The following is an 18,311-nucleotide window of genomic DNA, read 5'->3' as shown; positions in this document are numbered from 1 at the left end:
TGCGTCTCCAAGAGCTGCAGAGCGGCCGAATCCCGAACCGCTGGACGGCCCTAGCATTTTGGAGCCGCGCTGGGCAACAACCCTTGGTGGATGCGACTCTAAGTGACTCGCCCGGCTGTTCGATTATAGATGGCGATGACGCCGGGCCGGCGCAGCACTACGGCCAGCGCCACGCGCCCCGGCGTGGCGCCGTGTCGGGCGGCGACCGCCTTCAGCGCGGGCCGGCACCAGCACGGCGACCGCCTGAGCCTGCCAGCCGACCTCGTCTTTCTGCAGCTGCCACCTTACCCCCAGAGCTCACCCGGTCGAGTACCTCTAAGAGTACCTCCGCGCAGCCCCCTCAGCATCACCGCGTGGAACAGCTGCCGGCAGATGGTCGACCCCTGCTGCAACGCCGGGAACACGATCACCACTAAGCCGGGACGAATTCCCTCTGTCGCCTAAAAAACGTGGGCAACGGTCGATCGATAGGGTCGTTGGTATCAGACCGTGCCAAGCATCAAGTGAAGTGGCCCGGTCCCGCTCGTAACGTCGCCGGGCTGGAAGTACATCCTGGGCGCGGAGTCTGCGAGCGAAGTGGCGCGACCTTCCAAATCCACGGCGGCGGGTCACCTGGACCAGGCCCCGAGCGCCGCCGAGGGCACGAACGCCCAGGTGCTGCTCGGGCGGGCCCCGGTCCTGCTCGGTGAGGACGAACGCGCCTACGCCGAACTCCTAGCGCGCATTCGGGCCGACGTGCGGCCTAAGAATATTCTAGAGGAGTTCTGGGTCAAGGACGTCGTCGACCTGCTATGGGAGACGCTCCGCCTCCGGCGCATGAAGGCGAGCCTTGTGACCGTCGCGACGCGCGATGCATTGGAAACGGTACTTGCGCCCATCATGAACAGATCCGAACCGGGAGATGCAGATGTGTTTGACATACTCCGCAAGATAACGCCAGCGCAGGAGCTAGCCGCCGGCTGGTACAGGCGTGACGCAAAGGCCGTGGCGGAAGTGGAGAAGATCATTACGAGAGCGGATCTGTCGATGGACATCGTCACCGCGGTGGCGTTCGGCAGGTCGTTAGACAACGTTGAGCGCATCGAGCGCATGATCGTCAGCGCCGAGACACGCCGGAGCGCTGTGTTGCGCGAGGTCGCCCGACACCGCACTGCCCTGGCCGAGGAGCTGAGCCGGAGTTCTCGCGTGCGTGAGGCCGAGTACACCGAACTCGGGCGTCCCTGATGGATGGCGGGCAGCGGCCGCCTCCCCGTCCAGCGCGGCTCGCGGCCAACCGGCGGAACGCGCTGCGCAGCACGGGCCCAAAGTCCGCTGCGGGCAAGCGGCGGGCCGCTCGTAATGCGTTCAAGCACGGGCTGGCGGTGTCCATCGGCGCCGATGCAGGCCTGCTGCACTTGGTTGAGGTGTTCTCGGGCCTGATTGCAGGGGAGAGGGCCTCTGCCACCCGGCTCGCACTGGCACGCCGTGTGGCCGAGGCGCAGCTCGAGGTGGACCGCGTCCGCGCGGTGCGCTTCACCCTACTGACCCAGGGCGCGGGAGACTCGGGAGACGGGATTGCGGACCAATTGGATGTGCGACCGTGCGTGCCGCACGCAGTGCCAGCGGCTCTTACTGCACCAATACATCGGACAGTCGCGGAGCGGGGCAAGGCGCCGCCGCAAGCACGTTTCGGTCCGCATCTCCCGGAGGCGTCGCAGCCGTACGCCGTGGTGTCGCGCAACGTTGTGCGGTGGCTTGCAGGACTTGAGCGCTACGAGGCGCGCGCATTGTCTCGGCGGAGGACGGCCGTCCGCGCCTTGGACGCTTCACGGATTGAGGAGGCGAGGGATGGACCGGCTACTCGGCTTGCCAGAACGAAGCCAAACTATAGTAAGTAATTGAACTTGAAGGATTACTTGGGGCGGTTGGCAGTTGGCGTTGCGCCACGTGACGAGCCGCACGATCGCAGCCTAATTCACGAGTAGCCCCCTACCCGAGGCGGCTGCCGCGCTTGACGTAGGGCTGCAAGTAGACCGCCGGGATCAGCCGCACCTCGTGGCCAAGTGCCCGAATCTCGCGCGCCCAGGGTGCGCCGTGCCGCGGGCCTCGATGCCGACGAGGCACGGCGGCGGCGCGCGGAAGAAGTCCAGCACCTCGGCCCGCCCGATCCTCCGCCGCAGCACGGCGCGACCCGTCGAATCAACGCCGTGCGCCTAGAACACGCGCCTGGCGATGTCCATGCCGTTTGTGGTGATCCCCATGGCGGACGGCTCCTCTGCTCGCTGACCCTCAACAGCCGCGAGCCTGGCACCTCGATGCCGCTCAGGGGCCGTCGACCGCATCAGTCTCTGAACTGGTCAGGACCGAGTCAGCCTGCGGACGAGTAGCATGGCGGAGGCGGCGTAAAGGAAAGCGACGGCGGAGGCGATGGATGCCTCGAAGTCGCGCGCGAGGCGTCTGTTTCGGCCGAGCCAGGCGAAGGTGCGCTCGACGACACAGCGTCCGGGATGCGCGGCAAAGCCGTGCTGATCCTCGGTCTTCTTCACGCTTTCTATGGCGATGCGCCTGGCCTCGGCTACGCGGTGTGCAGCTTAGGCGGCATCCGCGAATGCCGTCGCTCGCGCCCACCACGAGCGCGAGGTCGCCCTCGATCCGCAGGGCCATTGTCGTCCTCCGCTACCCAGGCTCGGCCGAAAGCTGGCCTGCGGCAAGACCGGCTCGGCCGGCGCGCGGAACCCTCGACAAGGGCGGAACCCTGGGGTCAGTGTTCCGCCCATGCGCACCCGCCGAATCGGCATCGTGACGCCCGTGCTGGACGATTGGGCGTCGCTCGGCGCTCTGCTCGGCGCGCTGTCCGACCTGATCGGGCTGATCGCGCGTCCCACTGTCTTCGTCGTGGATGACGGCTCGGCGCAGCCCTGCGACCTGGGAGGGCGGTGCTCGGCGCGCGGCTCGGCGGTCTCAAAGTCATCCCGCTCGCCGCCACCATGGGCCACAAGCAGGCCATTGCGATCGGGCTGGTCGAGGTCGCGCGCCGCGGCGGCTTCGACGCCGTCATCGTCGTAGACGCCGACGGAGAGGACCGACCGGAGGACATCCCGGCCCTGCCTCGCCTACAAGGCGGCGTTCCGGCGGTGCACGGGGCGGCGGATCGATTTCGGGAATTTCTGCCTCATCCCGGCCACGCAGTTGGGGCGGCCCGTCGCGCATTCCGAGCTTGGACCCATCTCGCGGCGGGCGTCATGCGCTCGCGCGCGCCGCTGGTCTGGGCGCCGACGGTGCGCGGCCTCCGCTATGCCGGGCAGAGCAGCATGAACCTCGTCGGCCTGGTCGCGCATGGGCTAAGCGCGATCTCGGTCTTCGTCACCGAGGTCTTCGTCCGCCTCCTAGTGCTCACCCTCGCGCTGCTCGGCGTAACCGGCGGCGTGATCGCGGTGGCGATCGGACTGCGGCTCTTCACCGACCTCGCGATCCCGGGCTGGGCGACGACCGTCGTCGGACTGTCGCTGGTGGTGCTGCTCCAGCTCGCGACGCCGACGCTGGCGCTGACCTTCGTGATGCTGTCCAGCCGCGCCGCCGCGCCCATCGTGCCAGCCGAGATCGCGCGGCACTACATCCGCGCCTTCGAGGTGCTGCTCTGAGATGCGGGACGGCGACTTCCATTATGCCGGCGGCGAGCTCGACCTCTTCGCCGAGGCGCGGCGCTGGCGAGCCTACTGGACCGACATGGTGCGCCCGTTCATCGGCGAGGCGGTGCTGGAGGTCGGCGCCGGGATCGGCTCCGCCACGCAGGTAATCTGCCGGCCGGACGCGCGCAGTTGGCAGCTCTTCGCCCGTCTGGCGGAGACCCTCGACGCCCCCGGGATGCGGGGCGTCGAGGCGCGCTGCGATACGCTCGCCGACCTCAGCGCCGGGGAGAGCTTCGACACCGCGCTCTACATCGATGTGATGAAGCATATCGAGGCCGACCTCGGCGAGATGGCGCGCCTGCTGCCGCATCTGCGCCCCGGCGGGCATGTCGTCGTGCTGGGGCCGAAGCACCCGTTCCTCCTCACGCCTTTCGATGTCGCGATCGGGCATGTCCGGCGCTACCACCGGCCGTCGATGGGGAGCCTGACCCTGCCCGGCTTGCGCCTGGTCTCGCTGCGTTACCTCGACAGCGTCGGGATGGCTGCCTCGCTCGGGAACCGGCTGGTGCTGCGCGCGGCGAAGCCGACGCGCGGGCAGATCGCACTTTGGGACGGGCGGATGGTGCCGCTGTCGCGGCGGCTCGACGCGCTGCTGCGCTACACGCTCGGCAAGTCCATCCTCGGCGTGTGGCGGCGCGTGGCGGCGCCGGCGTGACCCGCCGCACCGGCCGCCTCGCCTCCGTCTGCCACGGCCTCGTCGCGGCGGCCGGCCGCCCTGCCGCTGCTGAACGATCCCGCGGCCTATTTCCGCGACGACATGGAGACGTATTTCCTGCCGACCCTGGTGGCGATCGGGCGCACGATATGGTCGGCGCAGGAGGTGCCGCTGCTGACGCTGCACAGCTGGGCCGGAGGGAACCTCGCCGCCGAGTTCCAGTATGCGCTGTTCAATCCGGTCATGCTGGCGCTCTACGCCGTCCTGCCGGCGTTCGATGATCAGGCCGCCGCGGCCGCCTTCCTAAGCATCGCGCTCAGCGGCGTGCTGACGGCGGGCGGCCTGGCGCTGGGCCGCGCGCTCGGCCTCCCGGTCGGACTGGCGCATGTCGCCGCGACCGCGATAGGCGGGAACGCCTTCCTGCATTTCTGGTTCGCGGTATCCTGGTTCCCGGGCTTCGCGGCGACGGCCTACCTGGTCTGGGCGATGGCGTTCGTGGCGATCGCGCATCGCGGACGCGGCACCTTCTTGGGCTGCGTGGCCGCGACCTTTCTGACCACGACCGCGGGCTGGCCGCAGGCCGTCGTCGCGCTCGGCGCCTTCACCTTCGTCTGGCTCGTCGCCCTGCAGCGGTGCCAGGGCTGGCGGCCCGCGCTCGATGCCGGCAGCGCGGCACTGCTCGGCGTGCTCACTGGCGCGGTCGGAATCGGCCCGCTGGTTGGCGTCGCTGAGGTCGCGCGGCGTTCGACGGAGATCGGCAATGCCGGCCTCCTGGTTGCGAACCTCCGCGACGTGCTTTCCCTGTCGTCTCCGCTTCACTTCGCCGTCCTGCCGTTCTTCGACCACGCGACCCTGCTCCAGGCGCCGGTCTTCATGGCCGCGTGGTTCGTCCTGCCGCTCGCTGCGCTGATCGACTGGCCGCGCGTGTCCTGGAAGGAGCCGGAGGTTGCGACGCTTGTCGGTTTCGCCGGCCTCATGGTGCTGGCCACGCAGGGGCCGAGCCAACTGCTGTGGATGCGTTATCCCATCAAGTTCCTGCCCTATGTGCAGATCGGCGCGGTGCTTCTCGTCCTGGTGCCTCGCGGCGCTGCTGCGCGCTGCTGTGCCCGGACCGCTCCTGCCGGAGGGGGGCATCTTCCCGCCATTCGGCGTGCCGCGCGAGATCGCTGGGGTGGCATCGCTGGGCACGGTGCCGCCGGACTACGAACTCATTATCGCGGAGCGGGCCTTCTTGGGCAGGCGTACGGACAGAACGCGGGAACTGCCCTTCGGCCAGATCGGGTTGCAGCAGGGACGGGCCATGGTGAGCGGATACTCCCCAATTGGTCATCTCGGCTTGTCGCCGCTGTTCTGCTATGACAATTACTCGCGCTGGGTCTGTCCGGAAACCGGGGAGCGGATAAGGCGGCCGGATCTAGCGACGGGCGCGCCGCTGGCCGACCTTTTCCGGATCCGCCGGATTATCGTGGAGCGCAGCCCCGGTCTCGCCGGAACCGCCGCGGCGATGGGCCTGCCGTGGCGCGAGGTCGCCGCGTCCGACCATGCGCTCTTCTTCGAACGCCCGCTGCCGAACGCATCCCTCCCGGGTTCGCTGTCCTGGCCCGTCGTCGGGCTGCGCGCTGAGGCCGCCGGCCCCGCCACCGCGCGGCGCGAGGCCCTGCGCCTGTCCGAGCGCGATCCCGCGGTGACGAGCCTGATCTTCGCCAGAGCCTACTGGCCCGGCTACGCCGCGACGCTGGACGGCGCGCCGCTTCCGGTGCGTGCGCATGAAGGCGTCTTCGTGGCGGTGGACCTGCCACGCGGCGTGGCGAGTGGCGAACTCACGCTGATCTTCACCCCTGCCGGGCTGAGGGAAGGTCTTTTTCTCAGCGGAATCGCCATCGTCGTCGCGATGACTCACCTGCTGTTGCTGCACGGTGCACAGGTCCGGCGCCGCCCGAGGCCGCTTTAGCGGGTGATTGGCCGGGCTGCGTATAGCGGTGGCGAACATGCGGAGACCGTGGTTCGCAGCTCGGGGCAGCCCTGCCGCCAGCGGCCCGGAATCGACTTCCGCGCGTTGTCGCGGTAGGCGGAACGCAGCTCCTGCGTGGGAAGCCGCCATGCCGACTCGGCACATCGCGATCGTGACGCCGCTGCTCGACGACTGGCCCTCGCTCGAGCTGCTGCTCGGTGAGCTTGCGGGTCTGGGCGCGCAGGGCTGCAGTGTCTCGGTGCTCGTCGTCGACGACGGCTCGACGACGGAAGGCGACACGCCACGCCTGGCGGCATTGGCCTCGCGGCTCGCAGGGCTCTCCATCGTCCGGCTCGCCTGCAACCTCGGCCACCAGCGCGCGATTGCCGTCGGGCTGGTGGAGGCCGCGCGGCGGGCCGGGCACGACTTCGTCGTGGTGATGGACTCCGACGGCGAGGATCGGCCGGAAGACATTCTGCGACTGATCGCGGAGCACGAGGCGCATCCCGAAGCCATCGTCGTCGCGAACCGCGCGGAGCGCTCGGAAGGCGTCGGCTTCCGGCTGGGCTACTCCGCCTACAAGGCTGCCTTCCGCCTCGGCACCGGGGTTGCGATCGACTTCGGCAATTTCTGCCTCATCCCTGGCGCGCTGCTGCCGCGCCTGGTCGCGCGCCCCGAGCTCTGGAACCACCTCGCGGCGACCCTCGTGCGGTCCCGCACGTCGCTGCGCCGCGTGCCCACGGCCCGCGGCCGTCGCTACGCCGGGCAGAGCAGCATGAACCTCGTTGCCCTGGTCGCGCACGGGCTGAGCGCGATCTCGGTCTTCGCCACCGAGGTCTTCGTCCGCTTCCTGGTCCTGACGCTGCTGCTGGTCGGGGTCACCGGCGCGGTGATCGCCGCGGCGATCGGCCTGCGGATCTTTACCGAACTGGCGATTCCGGGCTGGGCGACGAACGTGGTCGGGCTTTCGCTCGTCGTGCTGCTGCAGCTCGCGACGCTGATGTTGGCGCTAACCTTCGTCATGCTTTCCAACCGGACGGCGGCGCCCGTTGTGCCGGTGGAGTTCGCACGACACTACATCCGCCGCATCGACGTGCTGCGCTGATATGCAGAACGGTGGCTTCCACTACGTCGGCGGCGAGCTCGACCTGTTCGCCGAGGCAGGGAACTGGCGCGCCTACTGGACCGGGATGGTGCAGCCCTTCGTCGGCTCCGCCGTGCTCGAGGTCGGGGCAGGGATCGGTTCGGCGACCCGGGCGCTGTGGGCGCCCGGGCGTGGCAGCTGGCTGGCGCTGGAGCCGGATCGCACCCTCTTCGCCCGGCTGTCGGAGACCGTTGCCTCGGGCGGCCTTGCGGGTGTCGAGCCTCGTTGCGCAACCTCGGCGGAACTCGACGGCCGCGAGACCTTCGACACCGCGCTCTACATCGATGTCATGGAGCACATCGAGGACGATGTCGCCGAGATGGCGAGGCTGGTGCCGCACCTCCGACAGGGCGCCCATGTCATCGTGCTGGCGCCGGCCCATCGTTTCCTCTTCACGCCCTTCGATGCGGCCATCGGCCATGTCCGGCGATATGACAGCGATTCCATGGCGCGGCTGACGCTTCCCGGTCTGCGCCCGGTATGCTTGCGCTACCTCGACAGCGTCGGCATGCTCGCGTCGCTCGGCAACCGGCTGCTTCTGCGTGCGGACAGACCGACGCGCGGGCAGATCGCGCTCTGGAATGGGTGGATGGTGCCGGCGTCGCGGCGGCTCGACGCGCTGCTGGGCTTCCGGATCGGCAAGTCGATCCTCGGTGTATGGCGGCGGGTCAAAGAGGGCGCGTGAGCGGCGGTGCGCCTGCACTCTCCGCCCTGGCGTTGATTCAGCGCCTCTATGCCGCCACCGCTAGGCCCGCCATGTCTCGCCCGACCGCTTCCGCGACCCGGATCCCGTCCACGCCGGCCGAGAAGATGCCGCCGGCATAGCCCGCGCCTTCGCCCGCGGGATACAGCCCCAGCGTGTTCACGCTGCGCAGGCTCGCGTTGCGCCTAATCCGCACCGGCGATGACGTCCGCGTCTCCACCCCCGTCATCACCGCGTCCTCCATGTTGAAGCCCCGGATCTGCCGGCCGAAGGCGGGCAGGGCCTCGCGGATCGCTGCCACCGCGAAATCGGGCAGGCAGTGTGAGAGGTCGGTCGGCGTGACGCCCGGCTTATAGCTCGGGATCACCTGGCCGAGCGAAGTCGAAGCACGCCCGGCCAGGAAGTCGCCGACGCGCTGGGCGGGGGCGCGGTAGTCGCCGCCGCCGGCGATGAAGGCTGCGTCCTCCCACTTGCGCTGGAAGGCGACGCCGGCCAGCGAGTTGCCGGGATAGTCCCGCTCGGGCGTGATGCCGACGACGATGCCGGCATTCGCGTTGCGCTCGGCGCGCGAATACTGGCTCATGCCGTTGGTGACCACGCGGCCTTCCTCAGAGGTCGCGGCGACGACGGTGCCGCCGGGGCACATGCAGAAGGAATAGACGCTGCGGCCGAAACCGCAGTGGTGCACTAGCTTGTAGTCGGCGGCCCCCAAAATCTTGTTGCCGGCGAAATTGCTGAAGCGCGCACGGTCGATGATGGATTGCGGGTGCTCGATGCGCACGCCGATCGAGAAGGCCTTGGCCTCCATGAAGACGCCGCGATCCTGCAGCCGCGCGAAGGTGTCTCGCGACGAATGGCCGATCGCGAGGACGCAATGGTCGGTCTCGATGGTCTCGCCGGCCTCGGTCACCACGCCGCGCAGCCGTCGCTGCCCGTCGCGGCCGGTCTCGATGACGAAGTCCACGACCTTGGTGCCGAAGCGGTACTCGCCGCCCAGCGCCTCGATCTTGGCACGCATGCTCTCCACCATCTGCACCAGGCGGAAGGTGCCGATATGGGGCTTGGCGACCCAAAGGATCTCCTCCGGCGCGCCGGCTAGGACGAATTCCTCCAGCACCTTGCGGCCGAGATGCTGGGGGTCCTTGATCGCGGACCAGAGCTTGCCGTCGGAGAAGGTGCCGGCGCCGCCCTCGCCGAACTGCACGTTGCTTTCGGGCGTCAGCACCGACTTACGCCACAGCGCCCAGGTGTCCCTGGTGCGTTCCCGCACGACCTTGCCGCGTTCGAGGATAATGGGGCGGAAGCCCATCTCTGCCAGGACCAGGGCAGCGAGGATGCCGCACGGGCCGGTGCCGATGACGACCGGCCGCTTCGTAGCCCGGGTGGGCGCGCCCGCGACATGGCGGTAGGTGGTGTCGGGCGTCGGGCCCAGGCTGCGGGCCAGCACCTTGTCCCGCGCGGCGCGGCGCAGCAGGGCGGCCTCGTCGGCGACCTCGAGGTCGAGGGTATAGACCAGCTCGATCGCCGAGCGCTTACGCGCGTCCCAGGCGCGACGGGCGACGCTGAAGCGCCTGAGCTCGCCCGGCCGCAGGCCGAGTCGCGCCAGAAGGGCCTTCTCCAGCGCCTCGGGCGGGTGGCTCAGCGGCAGCTTGAATTCGGTCAACCGCAGCATGAGGCGCGTGATAGCCGCTGCGCGCGGCCACCGCTACAGCAGGCCGCGCCCGATGCCGCCATCGACGGCAACGGATTGTCCCACAATGTAACCGCTGCGAGGTGAGGCGAGGAAGGCCGCAACATCGGCGATCTCCTCGGCCGTGCCGAAGCGGCCGAGGGGGATGTCGTCGGCGAAGCGGGCCAGGATGGCGTCTGGCGTCGTTCCTTCCTGCTGGGCCATCGCCTCGGACCGACGGCGCCAAAGCCGCGTGACGGTCCGCCCCGGCGCCACGGCGTTGACACGGATGCCGTCCGCGACGAGTTCCGCCGCGAGCGTCTTGACCAGGGCGAGGTGCCCGGCCTTGTGGACGTTGGAAACGATCTGCTCGGCATAGGGCATGCGGGCGGACGCGGCGCCGAACAGGACGACGCGGGCGGCCTTCCCCTTCCGCAGGGCCGTCAGGAAGGCGCGAACGACGCGGACGGTGGCCAGGATGTTGAACTCCCAGTTCGCCTGCCAGTCGGCGTCGGTCAGCTTCTCGAACGGCGAGCGGTGGCTGCCGCCGACGGCGACGACCAGGATGTCCAGCTGGTCGTGGCGGGCGTCCCAGGCTGCACGCAGCGAATCGACCGACGCCGCCTCGGTCGCATCCGCTGCGATGTGGTCCACGCCGAGCGCCGCGGCGGCCTCCGCCAGATCCGCCTCGCTGCGGGCGGAGATGGTGACCCTCGCGCCCTCCGCGGCGACGGCCGCGGCCGTCGCGCGGCCGATCCCGTCGCTCGCGCCGATCACCAGGGCCAAGTCGTCCTTGATCCGCAGATCCATCGCCGTCCTCCAAAAGTCGACACTGGGGCGGCACCCGGGCGAGGGCAAGCGTGCCCGCAGCCCATGCCTGGCGCTCTCGACAAGAGCGAAAGCGCCGGAACAAAGTGTCACGCGTGCGAACAGATCGAACCAACACGGAGCCTGCGGTCGATGGGAATGGCCGGTGGCTCGCGATTCGCGCCACTTCTGAATGTGCTGCTGGCCGCGATCGGCGGTGCCGCCCTCAATCTGCTGCCGCTTCTGCATGACCGGGCAGCGTTCTTTCGCGACGACATGGAAATCTACTTCATGCCGACCCTGGTCGCGATCGGCAGATCGATCGGGCGCGGCGAGCTGCCCTTCCTTGCCTTGCAGAGTTGGGTAGGCGGCAACCTGGCCGCAGAATACCAGTTCGGCCTGTTCAACCCGGTCCTCTTGGCAGCGTATGCCACGCTGCCGGCCTTCGGCGCGCAGGATGGCGCGGCTGCCTTCCTTGCGGTGGCATTCGGCGCCCTGCTCTCCGCCGGCGCCTTCGTCCTGGCGCGGTGCCTGGGGTTGCGGGTGGCGCTCGCCCATGCGGCGGCCGGTGCCGTCGCCGGCAATGCCTTCCTGCAGCATTGGTATGCGGCATCCTGGTTTCCGGGCTTCTCCTCGACCGCCTTCCTTGTCTGGGCCATGGCCGCGATCCTGCGCGCGGACCGCGGAGGCATGCCATTTGTCGGCGCCGTCGCCGCGGTATTTCTGGTCATGACGGCGGGGTGGCCGTTCGCCGTCCTGACACTCGGTTGCTTCGTCGCGGTCTGGGCGGCCGTGTCGTGGTGGGCCGCCGGCTGGCGCTCCGCGGTCGCGCCTGGCGTGGCGGGGTTGCTGGGCTTGATGGCCGGCGGGATCGCCATCCTGCCGCTCGTCGGTATCGTCGACGTAGCCAGCAGGCCCGCGGTGGGCACCGGCGCCGATGAGTTGATGCCGCAGCTGCGCGACGTGCTTCTGCTCTCCAACCTGTTCCACGTCGGCAGCCTGCGCTTTCCATCCGGCGAGAATCAGCTCGTTGCCGCCCCGATCTTCCATGCCGCCTGGTTCGTGGTGCCCGTCCTTGTCTTGCTTCGCTGGGAGCGCATCCGCTTGTCGGAGCCGCGCTTGCTTCTGCTGCTGTGCTTCTCGGGTGCGATGCTGCTCGGAACCCAGGCGGCCGGCACCGTCGGCTGGTTCCGCTTTCCGATCCGCTTCCTGCCCGGCCTGCACATCGCTGTTGTCCTTCTGGCGCTGGTGCAACTCCAGGAGACCGGGCTCGGCGTCCCCGGCCTGGGGCGGATCCTGACGCTCGGCACGGCCATCGCTGTCTCGGCGATCGTCGCGATGATGGCGGTCCCGGCGATCGCCGTGCTGCCGGCAGCGTGCGGCCTGCTGCTTTTCTATGTCGCGCTACGCCTCGCCCAACTCGGGCCTGGAGGTGCAACGTCGGCTGCTATGCTCGTAGCAGGCGCGACCTGGGCTCTCGCTGCCATGCTGCGGCTCTCCGTGCCGAGCGCACTGGCCCCGGACCTGGGCGTCTTCGCCCGTTTCGGGCTTCCGACGACGATGAGTGCTGCGCCGACCTTCGGGGCTATTCCGCCCGAGTACGAGTTTCACGCGGCGGACGCCGCCGATATCCGGCTCGCACCCCGTATCACGCAGGCCCTGCTGTTCGGCCAGTCCGGCCTTGCACAAGGCCGCGCCGCCATCAATGGCTACTCGCCCATCGGGCATGACGGGCTGTTCCGCCTGCTGTGCTGGTCGGACTCACGATGGCCGTGTCGCGACAGTGCCGCACGGCTCTTCATGCTAGAACCCGTCACCGGCAGCACTCTCGCCCAGTTGATGCGCGTGACTCGGATCGTGGCTGCCCAGGGTCCGCATGCCGAGGCGGTTCGCGCGGCGCTGCCGCCGGACTGGCGCATCACGGAGGAAGGGCCGCTTCGGCTTGTCGTGGCGACTGCCCGTTCTGACGGCCTGCTGCCGGGATCGCTGGCGTGGCACGATCCCGGCATCCGCGTCGAGACGAACGGCAATGCCGTTGCAGGCCGGGAGACGTTGCGGGTTTCAGCCGAAGGCTCCGCGCCGCGCATGCTGGTGTTCGCGCGCACCTACTGGCCCGGCTATGCGGCAAGTCTGAACGGGGCCCCGCTGCCAGTCCGCGCGCATGCGGGCACCTTTGTCGCGGTTGACATGCCGGCTGGCGCGGCGGGTGATCTGGTCCTGGTGTTCACGCCACGGGGTCTCCGCGAAGGGACCGTTATGATGCTTGTCGCAGTGGTCGCCGCCTGTGCCGTGGCAGGCCCGATGCGGCGCCTCCGCCGGACATGACGGGATCGGGCCGCCCCGCCTTGCATGCAGCGGAAGGCCGATGGTATGCGGCCCGCCAGGGAGACGTCGGATGCGCCGGGCAACGTTCTGCAACCACGGGATCCATGCATGGCCGTGACGGGCCAGGCGTCGCGCGCGCTGATCGAGTTGCGCGCGCGCATCTTCACAGGGCAGCTGCGCGCCGGCGAACGCCTGGCCGAGATCCCGCTGGCCGAGGCGCTCGGCATGTCGCGAACCCCCGTCCGCCTGGCGCTGGCCGAACTGCAATCCGAGGGGCTGGTCGTCCCCGCCTCGGGCGGCGGCTTTGCCGTGCGCGCCTTCACCGCGCGGGAGATCGACGATGCCATCGCGGTTCGCGGGCAGCTCGAGGGCATGGCCGCCCGGCTGGTCGCCGAGCACGGCGTCGCGCGCGGCCTGTCGCGCCGGCTGCATGACGCGCTGGACCAGGGCGACGCGGCGCTCGCCCGCGGAGTGATGGATGCCGAGGCGACCGACGCCTATGTCGCGATGAACGCCGCGTTGCACGGCGCTATCCTGGAGGCCGCGGGCAACGCCGCGCTGTCGCGCGCCGTCGCCATGGTGGAGGCGCTGCCCTTTGCGGGCGCCTCGGCCCTGGTGCCGAGCCCGGCCAGCGGGCCGCAGCGCCACCGGCTGTTGACCTTCGCGCATCAGCAGCATCATCTGCTCGTCGAGGCGCTGGAAGCGGGGCAGGGGATGCGCGCCGAGGCGCTGGCGCGGGAACATGCCGACAATGCCCGCCGCAACCTGCGGCTGATCCTGGAATCCGGCGATGCCGAGGGACCTGCGGCGCTGATCGCCCGCGAGGACGCGGCCTGAGGAAGGAGAACCCATGAACGCCATCATCACCCGCCGCGCGCTCGGCGGCGCCGCCGCCGTGGCGCTCGCGCGTCCGGCGCTGGCGCAGGGCCTGGCCTTCCGCATCGGCCTGATCCTGCCGATGACCGGGCCCTTCGCCAGCACCGGCCGCCAGGTCGACGCGGCGGTGAAGGCCTATCTCCGCCAGCACGGCGACACCTTCGGCGGCCGCAAGGTGGAGATCCTTTTGCGCGACGACACCGGTGTCGCGCCCGACGTGACGCGCCGCCACGCGCAGGAACTCGCCACGCGCGAACGCGTGCGGACGCTGATGGGCTTCGGGCTGACGCCGCTGGCGCTGGCGGCGGCGCCGGTCGCCACCGAGGCGAAGCTGCCGATGATCGTGACCTGCGCCGCGACCAGCTTCATCCCGCAGCGCTCGCCCTTCATCCTGCGCACCGCCTTCAGCCTGCCGCTCGCCTGCCAGCCCATGGCGGACTGGGCCTTCCGCAACAACATCAAGTCCGTCGTCACGCTGGTGACGGATTTCGCGCCGGGCCTCGATTCCGAGAAGGCCTTCAAGGAGCGGTTCGAGCGCGCCGGCGGCCAGGTGCCGCTCACGCTCCGCACGCCGTTGCGCAACCCGGACTACGCGCCCTTCCTGCAGCGCGTGCGCGATGCGCGGCCGGATGCGCTGTTCATCTTCGTCCCCTCGGGCGAGGGCGCAGCGCTGACGAAGCAGTTCGCGGAGCGCGGCCTGCCGGAGGCCGGGGTGAAGCTGATCGGCACCGGCGACGTGGTCGACGACGACATACTGAACGACATGGGCGATTCGGTGCTGGGCGCGATCACCTGCCACCACTACTCCGCCGCGCATGACAGCGCGGAGAACCGCGCCTTCGCCGACGCCTTCCGCGCGGTCGCGCCCGGCATGCGCCAGAACTTCATGGCCGCCGGCGGCTATGACGGCATGCACCTGGTCGGCGAGATGCTGAAGCGCACCAATGGCAGCGACGACGGCGAGCGCCTGCTGGCCGCCGGCCGCGGCCTGTCCTGGACCAGCCCGCGCGGCCCGGTCACCATCGACCAGCAGAGCCGCGACATCGTGCAGGACATGTATATCCGCCGCACGGAGCGCCGCGACGGGCAGATCTGGAACATCGAGTTCGACACCATCCGCCAGGTCCGCGACGAGGGCTGACGCTTGACCGCGTTTCTCAGCGTCCTGCTGGACGGTGTCGCCAGCGGGATGCTGCTTTTCGTGCTGGCGGTGGGGCTCTCCGTCACGCTCGGGCTGATGAACGTGGTCAACCTGGCGCATGGCGCCTTCGGCATGGCCGGGGGCTATGTCTGCGTGGTGCTGCTGAACCAGTGGGGCGTGCCCTTCGTGCCGGCGGTCATCGCCGCGGCCTTCGCCGCCGCGGCGCTGGGCTGGCTGCTGGAACGCACGCTCTATGTCCGGATCTACCGCAGCGACCACCTGGAGCAGGTGCTGTTCTCCATCGGGCTGGTGTTCATCCTGGGCGCGGCGGTGGACTGGCTGATGGGCGCGCGGCAGCAGCTGATCCAGCTGCCGGGATGGCTGTCGGGGCGCGTGGAATTCGCCGGCGTCGGGCTCGGGCGCTACCGGATCTTCCTGATCCTGCTCTGCGGCGCGGTGGTCGCGGCGCTGCATTTCGGGCTGGTGCGCACGCGCTTTGGAGCCCGCCTGCGCGCGGCGGTGGATGACGGCACGGTGGCGCGCGGCATGGGCCTGCCGGTGCCGCGCATCTTCACCCTGACCTTCGCGCTGGGATCGGGCCTGGCGGGCCTCGGCGGCGCGCTGGGGGTGGAGGTGCTGGGCCTCGATCCGACCTTCCCGCTGAAATACATGGTCTACTTCCTGATCGTGGTCGCCGTGGGCGGCACCAACACGGTCATGGGTCCCTTCGTCGCGGCGCTGCTGCTCGGCGTCGTGGATGTGCTGGGCAAGTACTACGTGCCTGAGGTCGGTGCCTTCGTGATCTACACCGCCATGGTCGTGCTGCTGCTGCTGCGCCCGCAGGGGCTGCTGAAGAAGGCGGCATGACCCCGTTCGATCGCCAGAGGGCGGAGCCGCCGCAGGCGGCGAGCACCGGCGGCGTGAATCGGACGGGCCGATTCACCATTCTGCTCGAGGCGGTTCCCTGGGTCGTGGCGGTTGCGGCCTATTTCATCTTCCCTGACCAGTTGCCGCTGCTGAGCGCGATCGCGATCGCGGCGCTGTTCGTGGTCTCGCTGGATCTCATCGTCGGCTATGCCGGCGTGGTCACGCTGGGGCACGCGGCGTTCTTCGGCCTCGGCGCCTATGTCGCGGGGCTGCTCGCGCAGCAGGGCTGGGGCGAGCCGATCAGCGGGCTGCTGATCGCGATGGCGGCCGCGGCGTTGCTCGGGCTGGTCACGGCACCGCTGGTGTTGCGCGCGGGCGACCTCGCGGGGCTGATGGTCACGCTCGGCCTGTCGCTGATGCTGTACGAGGCCGCGAACAAGGCAGCCTTCGTGACCGGCGGCGCCGACGGCCTGCAGGGCGTCGAGGTCTGGGACGTGCTGGGCATCTGGCGCTTCGACCTGTTCGGCCGCACGGCCTATCTCTACAGCCTCGCGGTGCTGTTCGTGCTGTTCCTGGTGGCGCGGCTGATCGTGGCCTCGCCCTTTGGCCTGTCGCTTCGCGCAATCCGGCTGAATCCCCGTCGCGCGGCCGCGCTCGGCGTGCCGGTGAAGCGGCGGCTCGGCGTGGCCTATGTCATCGCGGCGGCCTATGCGGGGGCGGCGGGGGCGGTGCTGGCGCAGACCACGCAGTTCGTCTCGCTCGACGTGCTGTCCTTCCAGCGATCGGCGGACGGGCTGCTGATGCTGGTCCTCGGCGGGCTCGGCAGCCTGTATGGCGCGCTGCTGGGGGCCGTGGCCTTCACCGTCGCGCATCACGCGCTGTCGGAGGCGAGCCCCCAGTTCTGGCAGTTCTGGCTGGGCGTCGCGCTGGTGGCGCTGGCGCTGGTCGGGCGCGGAGGGCTGATGGGGCTGCTCAGGCGGCTGCGGCCGAAGGGGGAGCGATCATGAGCGCGCTCGTCACGCGCGGGCTGACGCGCGCCTTCGGCGGCTTCGTTGCCGTGGACAAGGTGGACTTCACGCTGGAGCCCGGCGCGCGCCACGCGCTGATCGGCCCCAACGGCGCGGGCAAGACGACCTTCGTCAACCTTCTCTCGGGCGCGCTGCCCGCGACGCGCGGCACCGTCGCGCTGTTCGGCGAGGACATCACCACCCTGCCGCAGCACCGCCGCGTCCGCCGCGGCCTGGCGCGCACCTTCCAGGTCAACCAGCTCTTCCCGGACTTCACGCCGGAGGAGGCCTTGACCTTCGCGGTCGCCGAGCGCCAGGGCCTCGGCGCCACCTGGTTCCGCCTGGTGTCGCGCATGGCGGCACCGCGGGACGAGGCCGCGCGGCTTCTCGACAACCTGCACTTCCCCGACGCCGACCGGCGCCGTCCGACCAGCGAGCTTCCCTATGGCCGCCAGCGCCTGCTGGAGATCGCGCTCGCGCTCGCGATGAAGCCGCGCGTGCTGCTGCTGGACGAGCCCGCCGCCGGCGTGCCGCCCGCCGACAGCCGGGAGGTCATGGCGGCGATCGCCGCGCTGCCCGAAGACGTCGCCGTGTTGCTGATCGAGCACGACATGGACCTGGTCTTCCGTTTCGCGCGCCGCATCACCGTGCTCGCCTTCGGCGCGGTTTTGGCGGAGGGCGCGCCGGACGCGATCGCCCGCGACCCCCGCGTGCGCGAGGCGTATCTCGGCGAGCCCGCCCATGGCTGAGCTGCTGACCGTCCACGGCCTCTCGGCCGGCTGGGGCGAGGGCATGGTGCTGCAGGACGTCTCGCTGACCGTGAATGAGGGCGAGGCGCTCGCCCTGCTCGGCCGCAACGGCGCGGGCAAGACGACGCTGATCTCGGCGCTGATGGGCGTGGCGCGGCACCGCGGCGGGTCGGTCGCTCTCGGCGGCGTCGCGCTGGAGCGCGCGCCGCCGGAACGCCGCGCTATCGCGGGCCTCGGCTGGGTGCCGCAGGAGCGCAACGTCTTCCGCTCGCTGACCGTCGAGGAGAACCTGACCGCCGTCGCACGGCCCGGGCGCTGGACGCTCGACGCCGTCTACGGCCTGTTCCCGCGCCTGGCCGAACGCCGTTCCAACCTCGGCAGCCAGCTCTCGGGCGGGGAGCAGCAGATGCTGGCGATCGCGCGCGCGCTGATGCTGAACCCGCGCCTGCTGCTGCTGGACGAGCCGCTGGAAGGCCTGGCGCCGGTCATCGTCCAGATGCTGCTCGTGGCCATCCGCCGCCTGGTGCGCGAGGAAGGCATGGCCGCGATCATCGTGGAGCAGCATGCGAGCCAGGTGCTGCCGGTGACCGATCGCGCGGTGCTCCTGGAACGCGGCCGCGTCGCCGTGACGGCGCCGTCCGAGACGCTGCGGCGGGATGCGGCGCTGCTGGAAAGGCACCTTGGCGTCGGGCATTGACCATCGCCGGCTTCTGCCCAATGGAGAGGCGCCGACAAGGGGGATCAGAGGG

At 70.1% G+C, this 18,311-nt stretch carries 18 protein-coding genes; 15 read left to right on the top strand and 3 right to left on the bottom strand.

Annotated features, from left to right (window positions below):
* Positions 1-654 precede the first annotated feature (654 nt).
* Complete coding sequence (locus ACLF3M_RS30865; RefSeq protein WP_430660859.1) at positions 655-1,224, top strand: hypothetical protein; 570 nt, start codon at positions 655-657, stop codon at positions 1,222-1,224.
* Positions 1,225-2,336: 1,112 nt separating this feature from the next.
* On the opposite strand, the gene ACLF3M_RS30860 is transcribed toward ACLF3M_RS30865, so the two are convergent.
* A complete protein-coding gene (locus tag ACLF3M_RS30860; RefSeq protein ID WP_430660860.1) occupies positions 2,337-2,534 on the bottom strand; it encodes a hypothetical protein in 198 nt (65 codons plus the stop codon).
* Between the two features lie 220 nt (positions 2,535-2,754).
* Between ACLF3M_RS30860 and ACLF3M_RS30855 the strand changes: the two genes are divergently transcribed.
* From ACLF3M_RS30855 to ACLF3M_RS30825, 7 genes are all read left to right on the top strand, one after another.
* Entirely contained in the window at positions 2,755-3,045 is a 291-nt protein-coding gene (locus tag ACLF3M_RS30855; RefSeq protein WP_430660858.1) for a hypothetical protein, read from the top strand.
* Positions 3,046-3,221: 176 nt separating this feature from the next.
* Positions 3,222-3,620, top strand: a complete 399-nt coding sequence (locus ACLF3M_RS30850; RefSeq protein WP_430660857.1) for a hypothetical protein — start codon at positions 3,222-3,224, stop codon at positions 3,618-3,620.
* A 1-nt stretch (position 3,621) separates the two neighbouring features.
* Entirely contained in the window at positions 3,622-4,323 is a 702-nt protein-coding gene (locus tag ACLF3M_RS30845; protein WP_430660856.1) for a hypothetical protein, read from the top strand.
* A gap of 165 nt (positions 4,324-4,488) precedes the next feature.
* Positions 4,489-5,682: a hypothetical protein gene (locus tag ACLF3M_RS30840; RefSeq protein WP_430660855.1), complete on the top strand. Its 1,194-nt coding sequence runs from the start codon at positions 4,489-4,491 to the stop codon at positions 5,680-5,682.
* The gene (locus ACLF3M_RS30835; RefSeq protein ID WP_430660854.1) at positions 5,660-6,274 is read left to right on the top strand and encodes a hypothetical protein; all 615 of its coding nucleotides are present in this window, start codon (positions 5,660-5,662) and stop codon (positions 6,272-6,274) included. Before ACLF3M_RS30840 ends, ACLF3M_RS30835 begins: the two co-directional genes overlap by 23 nt.
* A gap of 148 nt (positions 6,275-6,422) precedes the next feature.
* Positions 6,423-7,379: a glycosyltransferase gene (locus ACLF3M_RS30830; RefSeq protein WP_430660853.1), complete on the top strand. Its 957-nt coding sequence runs from the start codon at positions 6,423-6,425 to the stop codon at positions 7,377-7,379.
* Position 7,380: 1 nt separating this feature from the next.
* Positions 7,381-8,103, top strand: a complete 723-nt coding sequence (locus ACLF3M_RS30825; RefSeq protein ID WP_430660852.1) for a class I SAM-dependent methyltransferase — start codon at positions 7,381-7,383, stop codon at positions 8,101-8,103.
* A 46-nt stretch (positions 8,104-8,149) separates the two neighbouring features.
* Here the strand turns inward: ACLF3M_RS30825 and ACLF3M_RS30820 are convergent, their stop codons facing one another.
* On the bottom strand, positions 8,150-9,793 hold the full coding sequence (locus ACLF3M_RS30820) for an NAD(P)/FAD-dependent oxidoreductase (protein WP_430660851.1): 1,644 nt from the start codon (positions 9,791-9,793) through the stop codon (positions 8,150-8,152).
* Positions 9,794-9,826: 33 nt separating this feature from the next.
* Positions 9,827-10,600: an SDR family oxidoreductase gene (locus ACLF3M_RS30815; protein WP_430660850.1), complete on the bottom strand. Its 774-nt coding sequence runs from the start codon at positions 10,598-10,600 to the stop codon at positions 9,827-9,829.
* Positions 10,601-10,792: 192 nt separating this feature from the next.
* Between ACLF3M_RS30815 and ACLF3M_RS30810 the strand changes: the two genes are divergently transcribed.
* From ACLF3M_RS30810 to ACLF3M_RS30780, 7 genes are all read left to right on the top strand, one after another.
* Positions 10,793-12,922: a hypothetical protein gene (locus ACLF3M_RS30810; protein ID WP_430660849.1), complete on the top strand. Its 2,130-nt coding sequence runs from the start codon at positions 10,793-10,795 to the stop codon at positions 12,920-12,922.
* Positions 12,923-13,030: 108 nt separating this feature from the next.
* Positions 13,031-13,759: a GntR family transcriptional regulator gene (locus ACLF3M_RS30805; RefSeq protein WP_430660848.1), complete on the top strand. Its 729-nt coding sequence runs from the start codon at positions 13,031-13,033 to the stop codon at positions 13,757-13,759.
* 13 nt (positions 13,760-13,772) lie between these two features.
* Positions 13,773-14,939, top strand: coding sequence for an ABC transporter substrate-binding protein (locus ACLF3M_RS30800; RefSeq protein ID WP_430660847.1), 1,167 nt, complete (start codon positions 13,773-13,775; stop codon positions 14,937-14,939).
* A gap of 3 nt (positions 14,940-14,942) precedes the next feature.
* Positions 14,943-15,806, top strand: a complete 864-nt coding sequence (locus ACLF3M_RS30795; RefSeq protein WP_430660846.1) for a branched-chain amino acid ABC transporter permease — start codon at positions 14,943-14,945, stop codon at positions 15,804-15,806.
* On the top strand, positions 15,803-16,813 hold the full coding sequence (locus tag ACLF3M_RS30790; protein WP_430660845.1) for a branched-chain amino acid ABC transporter permease: 1,011 nt from the start codon (positions 15,803-15,805) through the stop codon (positions 16,811-16,813). The genes ACLF3M_RS30795 and ACLF3M_RS30790 overlap by 4 nt, the downstream gene beginning before the upstream one ends.
* Positions 16,810-17,562, top strand: a complete 753-nt coding sequence (locus ACLF3M_RS30785; protein ID WP_430660844.1) for an ABC transporter ATP-binding protein — start codon at positions 16,810-16,812, stop codon at positions 17,560-17,562. Before ACLF3M_RS30790 ends, ACLF3M_RS30785 begins: the two co-directional genes overlap by 4 nt.
* Positions 17,555-18,259: an ABC transporter ATP-binding protein gene (locus ACLF3M_RS30780; RefSeq protein ID WP_430660843.1), complete on the top strand. Its 705-nt coding sequence runs from the start codon at positions 17,555-17,557 to the stop codon at positions 18,257-18,259. The genes ACLF3M_RS30785 and ACLF3M_RS30780 overlap by 8 nt, the downstream gene beginning before the upstream one ends.
* The last annotated feature ends 52 nt before the right edge of the window (positions 18,260-18,311 follow it).

The organism is Falsiroseomonas sp. HW251, from assembly GCF_050563545.1.
Classification (GTDB): domain Bacteria; phylum Pseudomonadota; class Alphaproteobacteria; order Acetobacterales; family Acetobacteraceae; genus Falsiroseomonas.
Note: the sequence above shows the minus strand (reverse complement) of the source record. Positions and strands in the feature narration are given on the sequence as shown.